This is a genomic window from Arminella tubonensis, from assembly GCF_003240585.1.
GTDB lineage: Bacteria > Pseudomonadota > Alphaproteobacteria > Rhizobiales > Rhizobiaceae > Rhizobium > Rhizobium tubonense.
Genome location: NZ_PCDP01000005.1, coordinates 1 through 18,429 on the forward strand (window position 1 = coordinate 1; position 18,429 = coordinate 18,429).

Below are 18,429 nucleotides of genomic sequence, written 5' to 3' on the forward strand. Positions count from 1 at the left end.
CCCATTATGTCACCGCCGACCTCGACGAAGGCCCGATCATCGAGCAGGACACGGTGCGGGTCACCCATTCGCAAAGTGCGGAAGACTACGTCTCGATGGGCCGCGACGTCGAAAGCCAGGTGCTGGCCCGCGCCATCCACGCCCATATCCATCACCGCGTCTTCATCAACGGCAACCGCACCATCGTCTTCCCGGCCAGCCCCGGCTCCTACGCCTCAGAACGCATGGGCTGATTGGTCGGGAAATGCTTGGATACGAAGGCGTCGGGCAACCGGCGCCTTTTTTGTTGGGTGAATGAAGGTTCGCCGTAGCCTGAATCGATAATAGTCCGTACAATTTATCCTAAGCATTGCGGGTGATTGCATCTTCGTCTTGCCGCTGGCAGGGTTTTTCTTATTTGCTGTTGTAGTCGTTCGATTTTCCGGGGATGCCATGACTGATGCCGCGCTTGTCAACCGCATGCAATTGCCGCGCCCCGATGTGACGGCGGAAGAAGCAGCGACTATCCTGCAAACCCACTACGGGCTTTCCGGCACCCTTCTCGAACTTGGAAGCCAGCAGGACCGCAACTATCGGATCGATACCGATGCCGCGCGCTACGTGCTGAAGATCTGCCGGGCGGAATACCAGACGATCGAACTCGAGGCGCAGAACGCCGCGATCCGCCATCTGGTTGGCAACGCCGAATCGCTGCGAGTACCGAACGTCATTCCGTCGCTGAATGGCGAGGATATCGTCGCGTTGACCCTGCGGGAGCAGGACTACCAGGTTCGGGTGCTTGATTATATCGACGGCCAGTCGCTGACGCGGCGCAAGCACCTGGCGACGACGACGGTCGCGGCGCTGGGAACTCTCTGCGCGCGGCTCGCACGTGATCTTGCCGATTTCGATCATCCCGGCCTCAACCGGAACCTGCAGTGGGATCTGCGCCGGGCAGGCCCGGTCGCCGTACATCTTCTCTCGGCGATCACCAATCATGAGGCCCGGGACCGGATCGCCAAGGCTATGGTCGCCGCGGTCAAGCGTATCCAGCCGCTGGCAGCTGAACTCAGGGTGCAGCCCGTCCACCATGACGTCACCGACGACAATGTCGTCTGCCAGCCCGATGCGCACGGCCATTTGATTCCAAACGGCGTCATCGATTTCGGCGACATCATCCAGGGATGGCTGGTCGGCGACCTTGCCGTCACCTGCGCGTCGCTGCTGCATCATGCCGAAGGCGACGCCTTCTACATCCTGCCGGCGATCCAGGCCTATCACGCCGTCTATCCGTTGACGGAGCCGGAACTCAAGGCGCTCTGGCCGTTGATCGTCGCCCGCGCCGTGATCCTTTCGGCCAGCAGCGAACAGCAACTCTCGATCGATCCCGACAATAACTACGTCAAGGACAACGTCGAGTTCGAGCGAGAAATCTTCGATGTCGCAACATCGACGCAGCCGGAGGTCATGGAAGCAGCTATCCTCGCTTCGGTTGGCATAGCTGTTCCAGGGATCAAAACAGATGGCTGGTCGTCGCTGCTGCCTGAGATTGCCCCGGAAACCATCGCGCCGCTCGATCTCACCGTCACGAGCCTGGATTTCAAGGCGGGCAACTGGCTGAAGCCAGACATCGACTGGCGGCTGTTGGCCAAGGCGGCGATCGGGTCGGGCATCGCCGCGACCCGCTATGGCGAATTTCGCCTCTCGCATACCGCACTGGCGAGCCTGAAGGCGCCTGACAATTTCGCTCTGCATTGTGACGTCTGCCTGCCGGCCGGAACCATTGTGGCGGCGCCTTTCACCGGGCGCATCCAGTGGCTCAACCAGCACCTGGCGCTCGTCGGCGACACCGTCAGCCTGCATCTCGACGGGTTGGATTGCCCGTTGGTGGAAGATACCGAAGTCGCACAAGGAGCATCGCTTGGCGTGATTGCCGGCGAAGGCTCGGCGGTGGGCGGACTGCGTGTCCAGCTTTGCCGCATGCCCGGCGTGATACCGCCGCTATTCTGCGCCAGGCACCAGGTCGACGCCTGGTCCGCGATGTGCCCCTCGCCAGCGACCATGCTCAGCCCTGCCCTGGAGGCGGGCCGGCATGACAGCATCGCGCTGCTTGCGGCCCGCAATGCCCATTTTGCCAAGCCGCAAAAGCACTATTACGCCAATCCTCCGCAGATGGAGCGCGGGTGGCAGGAATATATGTTCGATATCGATGGGCGTGCCTATCTCGACATGATCAACAACGTGACGCTCGTCGGTCACTCCCATCCGCGGATGGCAGCGGCGATCGAGCACCAGTGGTCCCTGCTCAACACCAATTCACGCTTCCACTATTCGGCAATCGCCGAATTTTCCGAACGATTGGCCAATCTGGCGCCTGAAGGCCTCGACAGCGTATTTCTCGTCAACAGCGGAACAGAGGCCAATGATCTGGCGCTGCGGCTCGCCTGGGCACATACGGGTGCAACCAACATTATCTGCCTGCTTGAGGGCTATCATGGCTGGTCGGCGGCGAGCGATGCGGTGTCGACCTCGATCGCAGACAATCCGATGGCGCTGACGACCCGGCCTGGCTGGGTGCATGCGGCCCCTGCTCCCAACACCTATCGTGGCAAGTTCCATGGCCCCCAATCCGCCGGTGACTATATCGAAGCTACGATGCCGCTGATCCAAGCGATCGACGACAGCGGCAAGCGGCTTGCCGGCTTCATTGCCGAATCGGTCTATGGCAATGCGGGCGGCATTCCGCTGCCGCAGGGCTATCTCGAGCAGATTTACGCGCTGGTCCGCGAACGCGGGGGCCTTTGCATCGCCGACGAGGTGCAGGTTGGCTACGGCCGCCTCGGCCATTATTTCTGGGGCTTCGAGCAGCAGGGTGTCGTGCCCGACATCATTACGGTCGCCAAGGGCATGGGGGACGGCCATCCTCTCGGCGCCGTCATTACCCGACGCGAGATCGCCGAATCGCTCGAGAAGGAGGGTTACTTTTTCTCGTCAGCCGGCGGAAGCCGCGTCAGTTGCGTCGCCGGACTTACGGTGCTCGACATCCTGGAGGACGAAGCGCTGCAACAGAATGCCCGTGATGTCGGGGATCATCTCAAGGTGGGCCTCGCGGCGTTGATGGAGCGCTTCCCGATCATCGGTGCCGTCCACGGCATGGGTCTCTATCTCGGCCTTGAGCTTATCCGCGATCACGACCATTTGACACCGGCGACGGAAGAGACGACGGCAATCTGCGAGAGGCTGCTCGACCTCGGCGTCATCATGCAGCCGACCGGTGATCACCTGAATGTGTTGAAGATCAAGCCTCCTCTCTGCCTCTCCATCCAGAGTGCGGATTTCTTTGTGAAATCCTTGGAAAGAGCCTTCGAAGAAGGTGCTTACGTGGCCTCCTGAGCTACGTTAACCATTAGGGTGATTTGGCGGCAATCCTATTTTTACCCGTTCGGGGCATTGCCGGGCGACGCTGGAATTCCTATCTCTGTGCTGGTGATTGGAGAAAGTTTGCGATCGATTCGATTTGAGGAAGAGCAATCGATATCTTCCGCCAATCTTCTCGCTTTCGGAATTATATTTTTCTAATCGTCGATATTTTGACATCTTTCGGAATATGTTTCTGGTGATATCCAAGTTATTATCTACAATATAAGTAGAGTAATAGCGGGTTCATCGGTGGATCGCCCGGGTTGCCGGAGATCCTCAAAAGCGCAACGCCAACACAGGGAAAGTGACATGCCGCGTTCTGAAGTCATCGCATTTATCCTTGGACGGCCCGTGCTTGGCCAAGACCGCTCGGGCATCCGCTCCTGCCCGCGCTGTCGAATGTGACGTTCCTCCATTTCCGGATCAAAACGTTCAGTTCGCCATAACTGCGCAAGGCGCAGTGGGAGTTTAATTTATGAAGAAGCAAGTTATCGAATATGCGGGTGTGCCCGTCGGCATTGTCGTTCCTGAGGACGATCGGCTGAAGTTCATTGCCGTCAAATTTCACGTACATGATCTCGACGAGCAGCGTTTCGGCTCCACGGACGAGGTGAAACTCGCAATCCGCGATCTGCTGTCACGCAGCAAAGCCGAGCCAAGGCACGTCTGAGATCGAACGCATCCGGTGTCGCGACCGGGCGCATCATATCCAACCAATTGAACAATCAAAGACCGGTCCGGCGACAAGCCTGGCCGGTCTTGTCTTTTTCTGCCCTTTGCGATCCTATCGTGAGGCGTCCTGACGGCGCTGGGATTGTCATACGAAGGATCTCCATTGGCCGAACTGCTCAACCTTCTCACAGATATCGAGGGCCTCTCCGTCGGTCACGCGACGGATCTTCGGCTCGGATCCGGAGCGACCGTGATCGTGTTCGACGAACCGACAGTTGCTTCTGGAACCGTGCTTGGCGGCGCGCCCGGCGGTCGAGATACTGCGTTGCTCGATCCTGCGATGACGGTCGGAACGGTCGACGCCTTCGTGCTCTCCGGCGGCTCCGCCTTTGGGCTGGACGCAGCGGGCGGCGTGCAGGCGGGCCTGCGCGAGATCGGCCGCGGCCTCCAGGTCGGCACCACGCGCGTACCGATCGTGCCCCAGGCAATCCTGATGGACCTCCTCAACGGCGGCGACAAGGATTGGGGCCTCCATTCGCCCTATCGCGACATCGGCTATGACGCTTTCAAAGCGGCGGGGAAAGGCGTCTTTGATCTGGGCACCGTCGGCGCCGGGACTGGCGCGACAACTGCGACGGTCAAGGGCGGACTTGGGTCTGCCAGCGCCATCAGCAGCACCGGACACAGGATCGCAGCGCTCGTCGCGGTCAATGCGCTCGGTTCGGCGACGGTGGGCGATGGACCGCATTTCTGGGCGGCACCCTTCGAGCAGAATGGCGAATTCGGCGGCCTGGGTCTGCCGCAGACAATCACTCCAGCCGATACGACGATGCAGCTCAAGGGCGTCAACGTAACAGCCACCACGATCGGCGTCGTCGTCACGGATGCCACGCTGACCAAGGCGGAGGCGCACCGCCTGTCGATCATGGCACATGGTGGCTTTGCCCGGGCGCTGCTGCCGGCCCACCTGCCTTTCGATGGGGATACTGTATTCGCCGCCTCGACCGGCGCCAGACCACTTGGCGACATAGTGAACTTCCTCGAACTTTGTCATCTGGCGACGATCGTCATGGCGCGCGCTATTGCCCGCGGCGTCTATGAGGCGACCGCACTTCGTGTCGAAGGTGCGCAACCGGCCTGGCGGGATCGCTTTCCCGGGATGACGTTGTCCTGAAAAAGGTAATATGTTCGCGCGCAAATCCGAGCGGGCCGAGAGCCGAAGGCAATATGATGATCAAACTTCAGCGTCCGTCCGCGGACACTCTTTCTCGCCATCTCCTTTCCGCAGCGATTACAGCAGGAGTTTTTCTTGGCGGCCTCATGCCAGCTGAAGCGGCAAAGACGACGCTCAATCTCGGCATGAGCGTTGAGCCCGCCGGGCTCGACCCGACCGTTGCTGCGCCGGTCGCGATCGGTCAGGTGACGTGGCAAAACATCTTCGAGGGATTGGTGACTATCGACGAGAACGGCAAGGTCGTTCCGCAACTGGCGAAAAGCTGGACGATTTCGCCCGATGGGCTGACCTATACCTTCAAGCTTCAGACCGGCGTGCAATTTCACGATGGCGAGACCTTCGATGCGACAGCGGCGAAATTCGCACTCGACCGAGCCCGAGGCTCCGATTCGGTCAATCCGCAGAAACGCTTCTTCTCAACCATCGCCAGCATCGACACAGCCGACGCCGAAACGCTGGTCCTGCACCTGTCTTCTCCGACCGGTAGCCTGCTCTACTGGCTTGGCTGGCCTTCCTCAGTAATGGTCGGTCCGAAATCGGCGGCCAATGACAAGACGACGCCTGTCGGCACCGGGCCGTTCAAGTTTGCGGCCTGGGCCAAGGGGGACCATGTGGACCTCGTCAAGAACCCTGGCTACTGGAACAAGGCGGTGCAGGTAAAGCTCGACAAGGTGCGCTTCCGCTTCATCGCAGATCCGCAAGCCGAAGCTGCCGCGTTGAAGGCCGGCGATATCGATGCCTTTCCGGAATTCGCGGCGCCCGAGCTGATGAGTTCGTTCGACGGCGATGCGCGACTGATGACGAAGGTCGGCAACACCGAGCTCAAGGTCGTCGCCGGCATGAACAACAGCCGCAAGCCTTTCGACGACAAACGCGTGCGACAGGCCCTGATGATGGCTCTCGACCGCAAGACGATCATCGACGGCGCATGGTCCGGCCTCGGGACGGCGATCGGCAGCCACTACACGCCGAACGATCCGGGCTACGAGGACTTGACGGGGACGCTGCCCTACGACCCCGCAAAGGCCAAGGCACTGCTGGCCGAGGCGGGTTATCCCAACGGTTTCACCTTCTCTATCAAGACGCCGCAAATGTCCTATGCGCCGCGCAGTGCTGAAGTCATGCAGGCGATGTTTGCGGATATCGGCGTCACCATGAACATAGAGCCGACGGAATTTCCGGCGAAATGGGTTCAGGACGTCTTTACCGCTCGCGACTATGACATGACCATCGTTGCCCATGCCGAGCCGCTTGATATCGATATCTATTCGCGCGAGCCCTATTATTTCAATTACAGCAATCCTGCCTTCAACGGGCTGATGAAGAAGATCCAGGAATCGACTGATCCGGTCGAGCAGAACAAGCTCTATGGCGAAGCACAATCGATGCTCGCGCAGGACGTTCCGGCCCTCTACCTCTTCGTAATGCCCAAGCTCGGCGTCTGGGACAGGAAGCTGAAAGGCCTCTGGGAAAATGAGCCAATCCCTTCAAACGTGCTGACAGAGGTTTCCTGGGAGGACTAAGCCGGCTAATCTCTCGCGAAAGCTCTCGGCGTCGACAAGGCGACGTTGTCAGCGACAAGCCTGCCGAACCCATGGGCGGTGGAAATGGAATGATCGTACTTCTTTCGCGCCGGTTCGCAGGCCTCATCCTGACACTGATCGCCGTCTCGCTGCTGATCTTCACAGTCATGGCAGTGCTGCCGGGCGATCCGGCCGCGATCACGCTTGGCACATCGGCCACGCCCGAGACATTGGCAGCGCTGCGTCACACCATGGGTCTCGACCAGCCGCTTATGCTGCGCTACGGCAGGTGGCTCCTGGGGGCATTCACCGGCGATCTCGGCCAATCCTATACCTATGGCGTACCAGTGGGCGGATTGATCCTTGAACGGCTCGCCGTTACGCTGCCACTCGCCGTTTTCGCCATCTTCCTCTCCATTGCGATCGCAGTGCCGCTCGGCGTGGCCGCGGCCGCGCGGCGCGGTGGGGTCTTCGACATCCTTGCTACGATCCTGTCGCAGATGAGTATTGCCGTGCCCGGCTTCTGGGTGGCTCTGCTGCTGATCATCCTGTTCTCGACGACGCTTGGGCTGATGCCCGCAGGTGGATTTCCCGGCTGGGGCAACGGACTGCTGCCGGCTCTGAAGGCGCTCGCTCTGCCGGCGATTGCCCTTGCGCTGCCACAGGCGGGAGTGCTGACGCGGGTGACGCGCACGGCGATGATCGACGTCATGCATGAGGATTTTGTTCGCACCGCCCGAGCCAAGGGGTTGTCGCGACGTTCAGTGCTCTGGAATCACGTCGTGCCGAATGCGCTGGTGCCAGTACTGACCATCCTTGGCCTGCAGTTCACATTCCTCGTCGCCGGCGCAGTGTTGATCGAGAACGTCTTCAACCTGCCGGGACTTGGCCGCCTTGCCTATCAGGCACTGAACCAGCGCGACATCATCGTCATGCAGGATGTCGTGGTCTTCTTCGCCGGTCTCGTCGTCGTCATGAATTTCCTGGTGGACCTTTCCTATCTAGCCATCGACCCGCGGCTTCGTGGGAGAGAGCTTTGACCGCGAATCCGAAACCCGTTGCCGTCCCGAAGCGCTTCCATTCCCGGCCGCTTCGCATGCGAGGCAACCTGATTGCCGGGCTCGTCATCACGTTGATGCTCACGGCGGTGGCGCTACTGTCGCTGGTTTGGACACCCGTGCCGCCGGCTAGACTGCAAATCATCCACAAGCTGCAGCCGCCGCTTTCGTTTGGCCTTCTCGGTACCGACCAGCTCGGCCGCGACGTTCTGTCGATGCTGATGGTCGGCTGCTGGAATTCCCTGTCGATCGCAGTCTCCGCCGTCGCTATCGGCGCTGCTATCGGCACGGTTTGCGGTATAGCTGCTGCAGCCCTGCGCGGCCTGTTCTCATCGTTGGTGATGCGGGCTTGCGACATTGTCTTCGCCCTGCCGCCGATCCTTTCGGGAATGATGCTTGGCGCATTCCTTGGCACCGGGCGACTGACCGCAATCATTGCAATCGCGGTGTTCATGATCCCGGTTTTCGCGCGTGTCGCGCTTGCGACCGCCCTGCAGGCCTGGAGCCGCGACTATGTTCTGGCGGCGAGGGCCATCGGCAACAGCCGCTTGCAGATTACTATCCGGCATGTCCTGCCGAATATCCTTAGCCAGATCATCGTTCAGGGAAGTATCCAGCTTGGTCTTGCAATCCTCACCGAAGCTGGCCTCAGCTTCCTCGGGCTCGGCCCGGCGCCGCCCACTTGGGGTCGGATGTTGGCTGACGCCCAGACCTATCTAGCGCTGGCACCCTGGCTTGCAATATTACCGGGACTTGCCATTGCGCTTTCGGTTCTCGGCTTCAACCTTCTCGGCGATGGCCTGCGCGATCTGCTCGACCCGCGCGAGGCCAGCCGCTAACTTGGGCTGTCAGAGAGAAGCGGGGCCTTTTTCCTCGATATCGGCGCCAAGCTCGTGCAATGCTTTTTCCACGACGCGGAGGTCGTCCTGCAGGCCGTCGTCCGGGCTCATCGGGCCTTCGGTGCCGGCACGCTGAATGCCGCGCGCCTCGCTTTGAAGCTTGCGGAGCTCGTCGACCTTGCGGTTTTTCGGCAGGCCGCCATTGGCGACGATATCCTTGACCTTCACTTCCATTGCCGTGACAGCCATCATCATTCTCCTCTCGAACAGACCTATGCTCTGAACGAACAACGATTTCCGGACGAAACAGTTCCAAGGGGGAAGTCAGGCAAGAGGACGGCGATACCCGGTCGGTTGCTCGTAAAGCCAACCGATGCGCTTGACGGCGTCGACGAAATTTTCACGGGCGACGGTCATCGTGTGGCCGTTGGCATGGATGATCGTTTCGGGATCTTCCATGATAGCGACGTGTCCCTTCCAGAATACCAGGTCGCCGCGGCGCAGCTCTTCGCGCTCGATGGGCGAGCCGAGACCTTTTGCCTGCATGTCGGTGTCGCGCGGTGCTGCCCTGCCGGTCATCAGCATCGACAGCTGCACGACGCCCGAGCAATCGATGCCAAGGCCGGAGCGGCCGCCCCAGAGATAAGGCGTCTCCATGAAGCGAGCTGCTATTTCAACATAGTCGCCGCCGTCATTATAGCCGATCGGCCTTACGTGACTGGCGTATATGGCGGTACCGTCTTCAAGGACGACATAGTGATTTCCACGAGCTTCCGCCTCACCCGCGATCCGAAGACGACTACCCATCGAGAGAACACCGACATGCGGCTTCCGGAGCTCGGGTTCGGGATAGAGCAAAGTGCGCTGCGGCACGACGACATGGGTTGGCGCTTCGCCTGCTTCGCCAACGGCCGTCTCGGGGAGATAGCCGACATAGCCGTCCGAAATCGCCTTTACCCAGCACCAGCCGTCCTTGCGTTCGAATATCAAGACGTCCTCGCCGAGGAGGAGCTCGGTATCGATCCCCCTGGATATATCGGGCTCCGGGCGAAGCGCTGCCACCGGCGCGGCAATGCGGGCGGGCGTTCCCTCGACAAAGCGTGAAGCATCGACTTTGCCCTCGAGCGCCGCTTCGGCGAGATCCGGTCTGAAGGCATGCAATCGGCGATCGAACATCATGGCGTTGGTCCTCAAAGCGACAACCGGCGTCCCTGGCCGATCACCAGGTCGCCGAGCTTTTCAAGATAGAGCGCACCATCCACGGTGCGCTTGATTATAACATTGCGGCGATCCCGGTCGTCGCGTACCCGATCGACCAGACCCATCTCGCCCATCGTGTCCAGCGCGCGGGTTATGACCGGCTTGCTGACCGCAAGCGTTGCAGCAAGACCGCGCACTGTATGCGGCGGCGGCACCAGGTAAATCTGCAGCAGGATCGCCATTTGCCGAAGCGTCAGGTCGCGCTTATCGAGCCGCACCTGCTCCAGCGCGACACCGTGCCAAAGCCCAAGAGCCTGAGATGCGGACAATTCGAGCGACAAGAGAAACCCCGAGACCGTTACGCTACCGTTCCATTCTCCGCGATGATCGTGGCGGATTCAAGAAAGGTAGCTGCTGGAAAAAGGTCCCTATCTGACGCTTTGTCGGATGTGATGGTAAAGCGCTCGGATTGCCTGCGCCTCGCCGCCGCCCGGCGAATGGGGACGCTCGTTCTGCGCCCAACCGTAGATGTCGAAATGGGCCCAGCTCTCGGTTTTGGTGACAAAGCGCTTGAGGAACAGGGCTGCGGTGATGGACCCGGCCATGCCGCCCGCCGGCGCATTGGTGATATCGGCGAATTTGGCACGGATATCCTTGTCGTAGCCCATATAGAGCGGCAGCCGCCACAGTGGGTCGTCGGTCTCGATGCTGGCATCCGCCAGGTCGTGGGCAAGATTGTCGTCATCAGTGAAGAAGGGCGGCAGGTCGGGCCCGAGCGCGACGCGCGCGGCTCCCGTCAGCGTCGCCATGTCGATCATCAGATCCGGCGCTTCCTCGTCGGCATAGGCAAGTGCGTCGGCAAGGATCAACCGACCTTCGGCATCGGTGTTGTCGATCTGAACCGTCAGCCCCTTGCGGCTCTTATAGATGTCGCCCGGGCGGAAGGCATTCGACGCGATCGAGTTCTCGACGACCGGGATGATGACGCGGAGGTCGACCTTGAGCTTTGCGTCCATGATCATCAATGCCAGACCCATGACATTGGCGGCGCCTCCCATATCCTTCTTCATCAGGAGCATCGAGGCCGCAGGCTTGATGTCGAGGCCGCCGGTGTCGAAGCAGACACCCTTGCCAACCAGCGTGATACGACGATGACCCTTCTTGCCCCAGCGCAATTCGAGAAGCCGAGGTGCGTCGGCGCTAGCACGCCCGACGGTATGTACCAGCGGGAAATTTTCCTTCAGTAGATCGTCGCCGACAATGACGGAGACCTCGGCCTTGTAGTGCTTGGCAAGATCGCGGAAGGCGTTTTCGAGCTGCTCGGGGCCCATGTCATTTGTCGGTGTGTTGATGAGATCGCGGGCGAGGAAGACACCGGCGAGCTGGCGCTTGATATCGACGGCGTCGGCGTCCCTGGGGATCATGAGTGTCGCCGCCGCCGATTTTTCTGATTTATAGCGGTCGAAGCGGTAGCTTCCGAGACCGAAGCCCAGCGACAGGCGATTGGCCGTCAGCGGGGCCGTTTCGATGTGCCACTCGCCGGCCGGCAGCGAGCGGGCGAGCTTTCCCGTCAGGAATGGCTGCTCCGAGGGATTGGAACCGAGGCCGAAGAGGGCGCCGCCCAGCTGCCCCTCTTCGGTCGGAATAAGCAGAAGCGATCCGCTTTCGGCCTTGTATCCGACCTTGCGAGCCCAATCGAGGGCGATGGGATCAATGGTGCCCGTCTCGATATGTGCGGGCGTGACCGCAAAGATCGGAAGCGTCCCGCCCCCGTTGGTGTTGAAGGGGGTGGCGCGGTCGATGAACTGGTAGGGAGCCATTATTATCCTCTCGTTCTCGCGATGGAGAATCGATGCATTAACACTCCGTTAGGGTTAACAGATTATTGCTGGAGCGAAGATTGCGTCAAACCTTTCCCTGTATCCGCTTTGAGGCCAGGCGCAGGAATTCGGATTTCAGGGACCCGCCATGACCACTTCGACACCTTCGTCGTCATTCAAGAGCCGTGTTCTTCTCAGTGCTTCAGCGGCGCTCCTGGCACTCATCCTTGGTGGATGCGCATCCACGTCGCAGGACAAGATGACGACGGGTTCGATCCCGAAACTCTCAAAGCCCGTCGAACAAATGGACGCCGGCGAGCTTGTCCAGGCGACTGCGACCCTCGGCAAAGCCTATGAGGCCAATCCCAAAGATCGTGACGTGGGCGTCAATTATGCCAGCGCGCTGCGCACGGCCGGCCGCAACGCCCAGGCACTCTCGGTCATGCAACAAGTAGCGATCGCACACCCCGATGATCGCGGTGTGCTCGCGGCCTATGGCAAGGCACAGGCCGCTGGCGGACAGCTCGATGCGGCACTTGCGACCATAGAACGGGCACAGACCCCCGATCAGCCCGACTGGCGGCTGGTATCGGCCGAGGGCGCGATCCTCGACCAGCTTGGCCGTGCGAGCGAAGCACGGGCAAAGTACCGCGATGCGCTCGACATTCAGCCGAACGAACCTTCGATCCTTTCCAATCTCGGAATGTCCTATGTCCTGACCGGCGACCTGAAAACTGCGGAAACCTATATGCGGTCAGCTGTGGCTCAACCGACTGCCGACAGTCGCGTGCGCCAGAACCTTGCCCTCGTCGTCGGGCTGCAGGGGCGCTTTCCGGAGGCTGAGCAGATCGCCAAGCGAGAATTGACGCAGCAACAAGCGGATGCCAACCTCGCCTATCTGCGTGCCATGCTATCCCAGCAGAATTCCTGGCAAAAACTGGCTGCGAGCGACGCCAACAAAAACAAGACCGTCAACTAGACATCACGCCTTGGCAGCTGGTGTCAGAGATGACGCGGCAGACTTTCCACGACAAGGCGCAGGCCGAGTGCGCCCATGACAGCGCCGGCGACGCGGTCTATCCAGGTCTTCAGCCGCAAATAGAACGCGCGCGGACGGCTCGACGAAAAGGCCAAGGCCACTACGCAATACCATCCGGCCTCCACCGCGAAGACCGCAGGCGGCACGGCCATGAGCAGCCAACCGTTCGGTGACGCTGGGAGAAGGGCTGCAAAGATGCTGCCATAGAAGATGGCGGTCTTTGGATTGCTCAACTGCGTCGCCAATCCGAACCAGAAATTTCGCACCGGCGAAATAGTCGCCGGGCCTGAGGGAGCGTCAACGCGAAGTTCCTCCGTAGCTCCCTTCCAGATGCGAATGCCGAGATAAATAAGATAGAGACCGCCGCCGATCTTCAGCAGTGCATAGAGCCAGGCGACCTGCATCAGCAACGCGTTGAGGCCGAGCAACGCGAGCGTCGCAAAGGTCACGCCGCCGACACCCATGCCGAGCGCTGCGGAAAATCCTGCCGTGCGGGATCGCGAAATGGCGATGCGGGATACCAGCACGAAACTCGGACCGGGGCTCATCGCCCCAATTGCGATAGCAACAATAATGCTGAAGAAGACGAAGAAGGACGACATAGGGCAACTCCAAGTCCCGGTTCGAAGGGTTGCCTCGGCGCGCGGCAATCATCCTCCGCGCTCCCCGATGGATACCCATCCCTTGTCGCCGGTCACGCGAGGCCCGAGCTTAGCGTCGCCGAACACACGTCACAAGCCGCTCAGTGGAATCGATCCGAAACCTGGATGCCGGCTGGGCCGAGAATGACGGCAATAAGAACGGGCAGGAAGAACAGGATCATCGGCACCGTCAGTTTCGGCGGCAGGGCGGCGGCCTTTTTTTCCGCTTCATTCATGCGCTCGTCACGGGATTCCTGTGACAGGACACGAAATGCAGTGGCAATCGGCGTGCCATAGCGTTCGGCCTGGATGAGTGCCTGGGTCACGGCCTTGACGTTCGAAAGCTGCGTACGATTGGCGAGGTTGTCCAGGGCGGTTCGGCGGTCTGGCAGAAACGAGAGTTCGGCAGTCGTCAGCACCATTTCTTCGGCCAACGCGGGCGATTGCTCGGCTAGCTCATCCGAGACACGGCGCATGGCCGCTTCGATCGAAATCCCCGATTCGATGCAGATCAGCATAAGGTCAAGCGCATCGGGCCATGAGCGCTTGATCGACTTCTGCCGTTTGCCCATTCGGTTTGAAATATAAATGTTGGGTGAATAGAAGCCGATATAGCCGACCACGACGACGGCTAGAATCCGCAGGGGAAGCCCCCTGGTCTCGAGATAGCCGAGACCAAATACCCAGAAGCCCGCAAGGGCCAGAAAGACGAAGGGCAAGAAGAAGCGCGCCACCAGAAACGAGTTCAGGGCATTCTCCGAGCGCAGGCCTGCCGCACGCAGACGATTGACGGTGTTGGCGTCGACAAGCGCTTCCTTGAGGTTGAATTTCTCTGCGATACTGCGGACAGAGCGGTTGTTCTGGCTCCTCAGCGTTGCCTTGCCGCCATCGATGTTCATCTTGGCCCGCTCGCGGGCGCGGATCTGATCGCGTTCGGTGGAGACCGCCCGCATTCGCTTGCCGAGATCACCGCGCTCGAAATAGGGGATGGCGATCGTCCAGAATGTAGCAAAGACGGCGATCGCCACGACGATCGCGAGGATCATGCTCGGATCGGTGACTCTGGAAGCAAAATCAGTCATGGCAATTTTCCTCCGGTCAGATGTCGAATTGAATCATGTTGCGCATGACGAATATGCCGATCGACATCCAGACTAGACCTCCGGCAACAATCATATGACCACGGGGGTCGGTCCAGAGCGGCATCATGTAGTGCGGGGAAGTCATCGAAATGAGCCCGGTGACGATGAATGGCAGCGCTCCGATAATACAGGCCGACGCCTTTGCTTCCATCGACAGGGCCTGGACTTTGGCCTTCATCTTTTTCCGTTCTCGCAGCACGCGAGAAAGATTATTCAAAGCTTCCGACAGGTTGCCACCCGCCTGCGCCTGGATAGAAATCACGATCGCGAAGAAATTGACCTCCTGCAAAGGCATGTAAGCGCTCATGCGGCCACAGGCGTCCGACATGCTGAGGCCGAGCTGCTGCGCCTCCACCACGCGCCGGAATTCGCCCTTGACCGGTTCACGCGCTTCCGCTGCCACCAGCCGAATGGCATCGTTGAGCGGCAAGCCCGATCGAATGGAACGGATGATCACATCCAGCGCGTTCGGAAGCTCGTCCAGGAATTTGGCTTGGCGGCGCTTGACCAGGAATCCAACGATCCACCGCGGCAGACCGAAGGCCATGGCAAAAGGCAATCCAAGCACGACTGCAAGCGGTGCACCGGCGAGGAACACGATGGCCATCACTGCAAGACCGAAGACAATGCTGATGATGTAGAACTTCGAGACCGAGAGCGACAAGCCGGCTTGCGACAGCCTGGCCTTCAACGTTAGCGCCTTCTTGTGCTTTTCCACCTGCCGCTTTTCGAGATCCTTCAGCGAATCCTGCACCGACTTGCGGCGCTTCGACAATTCCTGCAAGTGATCACGTGCTGCCTTGACCTGCAATCGATCGGCATCTGCGGCCTTGACGCGATTGACCCTGACGTCGGTTTTCTTCTGGGTCTCAAATCTTGCGTAGAGCACGCCATAGCAGACGGCGGCGGCAGAAACCGCAGCCAGTAAAACGATCAACAGTACCATCGGATCAAAACCGAACATCGCATTCAGCCCTATTTCGAGTCGATTTCCATTTTGTCGAGCACGGCGGCAAGCCGCTTTTCCTCATTGTAGTAGCGGGCACGATCCCAAAAGTTCGGCTTGCCGATGCCGGTCGAAACATGGCGGCCGATCAGCTTTCCGTTCGCGTCTTCGCCTTCGATCTCGTAACGCATCAGATCCTGGGTGATGATCACATCGCCTTCCATGCCGACCACCTCGGTAATCTGGGTGATGCGCCGCGAGCCGTCACGCAGGCGGGCTGCCTGGACGATGACGTCGACGGAGCTTGCAATGATCTCGCGCACGGTCTTTGCCGGCAGGGTAAAACCGCCCATCGCTATCATCGATTCCATACGGCTGAGGCATTCGCGCGGGGTGTTGGCGTGGATAGTCCCCATCGAGCCGTCGTGACCGGTATTCATCGCCTGCAAAAGGTCGAATACTTCCGGTCCACGCACTTCGCCGACGATGATGCGTTCCGGACGCATACGCAGGCAGTTCTTGACGAGATCGCGCATGGTGATCTCGCCCTCGCCTTCAATGTTCGGCGGACGCGTTTCGAGGCGGACCACATGCGGCTGCTGCAGCTGCAATTCGGCGGTGTCTTCGCAAGTGATGACACGTTCGTCGCGATCGATGTAGTTGGTGAGGCAGTTCAGAAGCGTCGTCTTGCCCGAACCGGTACCGCCCGAAATGACGACATTGCAGCGCACGCGACCGATGATCTGCAGGACAACCGCGCCTTCGGGGGTGATGGCGCCGAAGCGGACGAGCTGATCGAGGGTCAGCTTGTCTTTCTTGAATTTACGGATGGTGAGCGCCGGACCATCGATCGCCAGCGGCGGTGCGATGACGTTGACGCGCGAGCCATCCGGCAAGCGCGCATCGCATATCGGGCTCGATTCATCGACACGGCGGCCGACCTGGCTGACGATGCGCTGGCAGATCGACAGAAGCTGCTGGTTGTCGCGGAATCGGATTTCCGATTCGATCGTCTTGCCGCCGACTTCGATGAAGGTCTTGCCCGATCCATTGACCATGATATCGGAAATGTCGTCGCGCGCGAGAAGCGGCTCGAGCGGACCGTAACCGAGGACATCGTTGCAGATGTCATCGAGCAATTCCTCTTGCTCGGAAATCGACATCGCGAAATTCTTGATGGTGATGATGTCGTTGACGATGTCGCGAATTTCCTCGCGCGCGCTTTCAGCATCGAGTTTCGACAGCTGCGACAGGTCGATGGTATCGATGAGCGCGGCAAAAACCTGCGACTTGGTGTCGTAATATTCCTCGGTGCGCTGAGGGCGACGGCGCTGCGGCGTTTGAAGCGGCGGAGGCGTTACTTGCTGGCGCGTCGGCGTATCGCCACGCGACGGTTCGACCAGCATCGTCGAAGCACCTGATGCCGAGGATGGCATGCGCGGCGGCGATTGCGGGGTGCCGCCTTCGCTCTTTCCGAAACCTTCATTTCCTCGTTTGCCAAACATTCGGTCGATCCAGTTCTAGTCGGTTGGCGCTTTTGCCTCTCATCCGGCCGGGATGCGAGAAAGGTTCATGCGCCGATCAAAAGTGTCGCGACGCAGCGCCCCGGAGGGCGAAGCGTGATTGCGTTTCTACTTGCGCCCCAGAAGACCGAGGAGACCGCCTCTCTTCGCTTTCCGCACAGCGACGCGACCGGTGACGATGTGGGCTATCTGAGAAAAGGTTTCGGCCGTCGGAGATTTGGGGTCCGTTTCGGATATCATCCGACCGCTGTTGGCCGCGTTGCCGAACATGGCGATATCGAAAGGAATGATAGCGATCGGATCGGTCTCCATGGGCTCGCAAAATTCGGCAATACCGATTTCGGGACGCTTGGGCATGCCGACCTGGTTGAGGATAAGATGCGGCACCTTGTCATTGGGGCGCAGCTTGCGCAGCGCATCCAGCATGTTCTTGGCGTTGCGCAGATTGGCGAGATCGGGAATGGCGCAGATGACGACTTCGTCGACGCTGGAAAGCACCGACCGGGTCCACTCCGACCAGGTATGCGGAACGTCGAGCACTGTCACCGGCGCGCTGCGCTGAAGCACGTCAAGCACCGGCTGGAAGGCCGGCCCATCGAAATCATAGGCTCGGTCAAGCATCGACGGAGCTGCCAGCAGCGACAGATGCGTCGAGCACTTCGTCAGCAGGCGGTCGAGAAAAACCTCATCAAGGCGTTCTGGTGCGTAGACCGCCTCGGCAATGCCTTGCGCGGGATCCTGGTCGAAATCGATGTTGGCCGTACCGTATGGCAAATCGAGATCGGCGAGTATGGTTTCCGTCGCGAACAGATTGGAGATGCCGAAGGCGCAGTTATGGGCGATGGTCGAGGCGCCGACGCCGCCCTTGGCGCCGATAAAGGCAATACTACGACCCAGCGGCTCGGCACTCGGATCGATAAAGATCGCCGACATGGCCGCCATGACATCGGACATGGCGATCGGCTGGACGATATATTCCGAAATACCATTGCGCATAAGTTCGCGATAAAGCGTGATGTCATTGTGATAGCCGACGACCACGACTTTTGTGCTGGCATCGCACACAGCGGCGAGCGGAGCCAGATCGGCCAACAGGGTCGCCGGGCTCGAGCGCGTTTCGAGGATGATAAGGTTTGGCGTCGGCGTTGTGGCAAACATGTTGGCTGCAGCAGCAGCGCCGCCACTCGTGATCCTGAGGCTTACCTTGGCCATGCGCCTGTCATGACCGCAGCGCTCCATCAGCTGCTGCAGCGCCTCGCTCTCGCAAAATGCGTGAACGGAGATGCGCGGCAACGGGCGCATGTTTTCGAGATCGCCCATGCGCAACGGGTCTTCGACCTCAGCCGCTTCCATTTTGATATCATACTCGATCGCGCTCATGGCTCTGTCCTGT

17 protein-coding genes and 1 riboswitch are annotated in these 18,429 nt (G+C 60.1%); of the genes, 8 read left to right on the top strand and 9 right to left on the bottom strand.

Annotated features, from left to right (window positions below; genetic code table 11):
- The 7 genes from CPY51_RS04830 to CPY51_RS04860 form a co-directional block, all read left to right on the top strand.
- Positions 1-233 (top strand): formyltransferase family protein (locus tag CPY51_RS04830; protein WP_338049401.1); only part of this gene is annotated, 233 nt, incomplete at its 5' end.
- A gap of 199 nt (positions 234-432) precedes the next feature.
- A complete protein-coding gene (locus CPY51_RS04835) occupies positions 433-3,372 on the top strand; it encodes an aminotransferase (RefSeq protein WP_111158923.1) in 2,940 nt (979 codons plus the stop codon).
- A 502-nt stretch (positions 3,373-3,874) separates the two neighbouring features.
- Positions 3,875-4,069: a hypothetical protein gene (locus CPY51_RS04840; RefSeq protein WP_111158925.1), complete on the top strand. Its 195-nt coding sequence runs from the start codon at positions 3,875-3,877 to the stop codon at positions 4,067-4,069.
- A 165-nt stretch (positions 4,070-4,234) separates the two neighbouring features.
- Positions 4,235-5,245 (top strand): P1 family peptidase, encoded by a 1,011-nt coding sequence (locus CPY51_RS04845; protein ID WP_111158927.1) that lies wholly within the window; start codon positions 4,235-4,237, stop codon positions 5,243-5,245.
- Between the two features lie 56 nt (positions 5,246-5,301).
- Positions 5,302-6,828 carry an ABC transporter substrate-binding protein gene (locus CPY51_RS04850; protein WP_195909428.1) on the top strand — a complete coding sequence of 509 codons (1,527 nt, stop codon included), beginning with the start codon at positions 5,302-5,304 and terminating at the stop codon, positions 6,826-6,828.
- Positions 6,829-6,917: 89 nt separating this feature from the next.
- Complete coding sequence (locus tag CPY51_RS04855) at positions 6,918-7,868, top strand: ABC transporter permease (RefSeq protein WP_111158931.1); 951 nt, start codon at positions 6,918-6,920, stop codon at positions 7,866-7,868.
- A gap of 56 nt (positions 7,869-7,924) precedes the next feature.
- Entirely contained in the window at positions 7,925-8,725 is an 801-nt protein-coding gene (locus CPY51_RS04860; RefSeq protein WP_111159102.1) for an ABC transporter permease, read from the top strand.
- A gap of 9 nt (positions 8,726-8,734) precedes the next feature.
- Here the strand turns inward: CPY51_RS04860 and CPY51_RS04865 are convergent, their stop codons facing one another.
- From CPY51_RS04865 to CPY51_RS04880, 4 genes are all read right to left on the bottom strand, one after another.
- Positions 8,735-8,974: a hypothetical protein gene (locus CPY51_RS04865; RefSeq protein WP_111158933.1), complete on the bottom strand. Its 240-nt coding sequence runs from the start codon at positions 8,972-8,974 to the stop codon at positions 8,735-8,737.
- A gap of 75 nt (positions 8,975-9,049) precedes the next feature.
- Entirely contained in the window at positions 9,050-9,904 is an 855-nt protein-coding gene (locus CPY51_RS04870) for a C40 family peptidase (RefSeq protein WP_111158935.1), read from the bottom strand.
- 11 nt (positions 9,905-9,915) lie between these two features.
- Entirely contained in the window at positions 9,916-10,266 is a 351-nt protein-coding gene (locus CPY51_RS04875; RefSeq protein WP_111158937.1) for a MarR family transcriptional regulator, read from the bottom strand.
- 87 nt (positions 10,267-10,353) lie between these two features.
- Positions 10,354-11,745: a leucyl aminopeptidase family protein gene (locus CPY51_RS04880; RefSeq protein ID WP_111158939.1), complete on the bottom strand. Its 1,392-nt coding sequence runs from the start codon at positions 11,743-11,745 to the stop codon at positions 10,354-10,356.
- A gap of 148 nt (positions 11,746-11,893) precedes the next feature.
- Between CPY51_RS04880 and CPY51_RS04885 the strand changes: the two genes are divergently transcribed.
- Positions 11,894-12,724 (top strand): tetratricopeptide repeat protein, encoded by an 831-nt coding sequence (locus CPY51_RS04885; protein ID WP_111158941.1) that lies wholly within the window; start codon positions 11,894-11,896, stop codon positions 12,722-12,724.
- A 23-nt stretch (positions 12,725-12,747) separates the two neighbouring features.
- Here CPY51_RS04885 and CPY51_RS04890 read toward each other — a convergent pair whose 3' ends face one another.
- The 5 genes from CPY51_RS04890 to CPY51_RS04910 form a co-directional block, all read right to left on the bottom strand.
- Positions 12,748-13,386 (bottom strand): LysE family translocator, encoded by a 639-nt coding sequence (locus CPY51_RS04890; protein ID WP_111158943.1) that lies wholly within the window; start codon positions 13,384-13,386, stop codon positions 12,748-12,750.
- A 24-nt stretch (positions 13,387-13,410) separates the two neighbouring features.
- Positions 13,411-13,492: riboswitch (ZMP/ZTP riboswitch) on the bottom strand.
- Positions 13,493-13,526: 34 nt separating this feature from the next.
- Positions 13,527-14,507: a type II secretion system F family protein gene (locus CPY51_RS04895; protein WP_111158945.1), complete on the bottom strand. Its 981-nt coding sequence runs from the start codon at positions 14,505-14,507 to the stop codon at positions 13,527-13,529.
- 16 nt (positions 14,508-14,523) lie between these two features.
- Positions 14,524-15,531 carry a type II secretion system F family protein gene (locus CPY51_RS04900; protein WP_111158947.1) on the bottom strand — a complete coding sequence of 336 codons (1,008 nt, stop codon included), beginning with the start codon at positions 15,529-15,531 and terminating at the stop codon, positions 14,524-14,526.
- A gap of 11 nt (positions 15,532-15,542) precedes the next feature.
- Positions 15,543-17,018, bottom strand: coding sequence for a TadA family conjugal transfer-associated ATPase (locus CPY51_RS04905; RefSeq protein WP_111158949.1), 1,476 nt, complete (start codon positions 17,016-17,018; stop codon positions 15,543-15,545).
- A gap of 126 nt (positions 17,019-17,144) precedes the next feature.
- Positions 17,145-18,416, bottom strand: a complete 1,272-nt coding sequence (locus CPY51_RS04910) for a CpaE/TadZ family protein (RefSeq protein ID WP_111158951.1) — start codon at positions 18,414-18,416, stop codon at positions 17,145-17,147.
- Positions 18,417-18,429: the final 13 nt, after the last annotated feature.

Bases quoted from the DNA above. Each gene is read 5' to 3' on its own strand.
- CPY51_RS04835 (WP_111158923.1), top strand. From the start codon at position 433: ATGACTGATGCCGCGCTTGTCAACCGCATGCAATTGCCGCGCCCCGAT.
- CPY51_RS04840 (WP_111158925.1), top strand. From the start codon at position 3,875: ATGAAGAAGCAAGTTATCGAATATGCGGGTGTGCCCGTCGGCATTGTC.
- CPY51_RS04850 (WP_195909428.1), top strand. From the start codon at position 5,302: ATGATCAAACTTCAGCGTCCGTCCGCGGACACTCTTTCTCGCCATCTC.
- CPY51_RS04855 (WP_111158931.1), top strand. From the start codon at position 6,918: ATGATCGTACTTCTTTCGCGCCGGTTCGCAGGCCTCATCCTGACACTG.
- CPY51_RS04860 (WP_111159102.1), top strand. From the start codon at position 7,925: ATGCGAGGCAACCTGATTGCCGGGCTCGTCATCACGTTGATGCTCACG.
- CPY51_RS04865 (WP_111158933.1), bottom strand. From the start codon at position 8,974: ATGGCTGTCACGGCAATGGAAGTGAAGGTCAAGGATATCGTCGCCAAT.
- CPY51_RS04870 (WP_111158935.1), bottom strand. From the start codon at position 9,904: ATGATGTTCGATCGCCGATTGCATGCCTTCAGACCGGATCTCGCCGAA.
- CPY51_RS04880 (WP_111158939.1), bottom strand. From the start codon at position 11,745: ATGGCTCCCTACCAGTTCATCGACCGCGCCACCCCCTTCAACACCAAC.
- CPY51_RS04885 (WP_111158941.1), top strand. From the start codon at position 11,894: ATGACCACTTCGACACCTTCGTCGTCATTCAAGAGCCGTGTTCTTCTC.
- CPY51_RS04890 (WP_111158943.1), bottom strand. From the start codon at position 13,386: ATGTCGTCCTTCTTCGTCTTCTTCAGCATTATTGTTGCTATCGCAATT.
- CPY51_RS04895 (WP_111158945.1), bottom strand. From the start codon at position 14,507: ATGACTGATTTTGCTTCCAGAGTCACCGATCCGAGCATGATCCTCGCG.
- CPY51_RS04900 (WP_111158947.1), bottom strand. From the start codon at position 15,531: ATGTTCGGTTTTGATCCGATGGTACTGTTGATCGTTTTACTGGCTGCG.
- CPY51_RS04905 (WP_111158949.1), bottom strand. From the start codon at position 17,018: ATGTTTGGCAAACGAGGAAATGAAGGTTTCGGAAAGAGCGAAGGCGGC.
- CPY51_RS04910 (WP_111158951.1), bottom strand. From the start codon at position 18,416: ATGAGCGCGATCGAGTATGATATCAAAATGGAAGCGGCTGAGGTCGAA.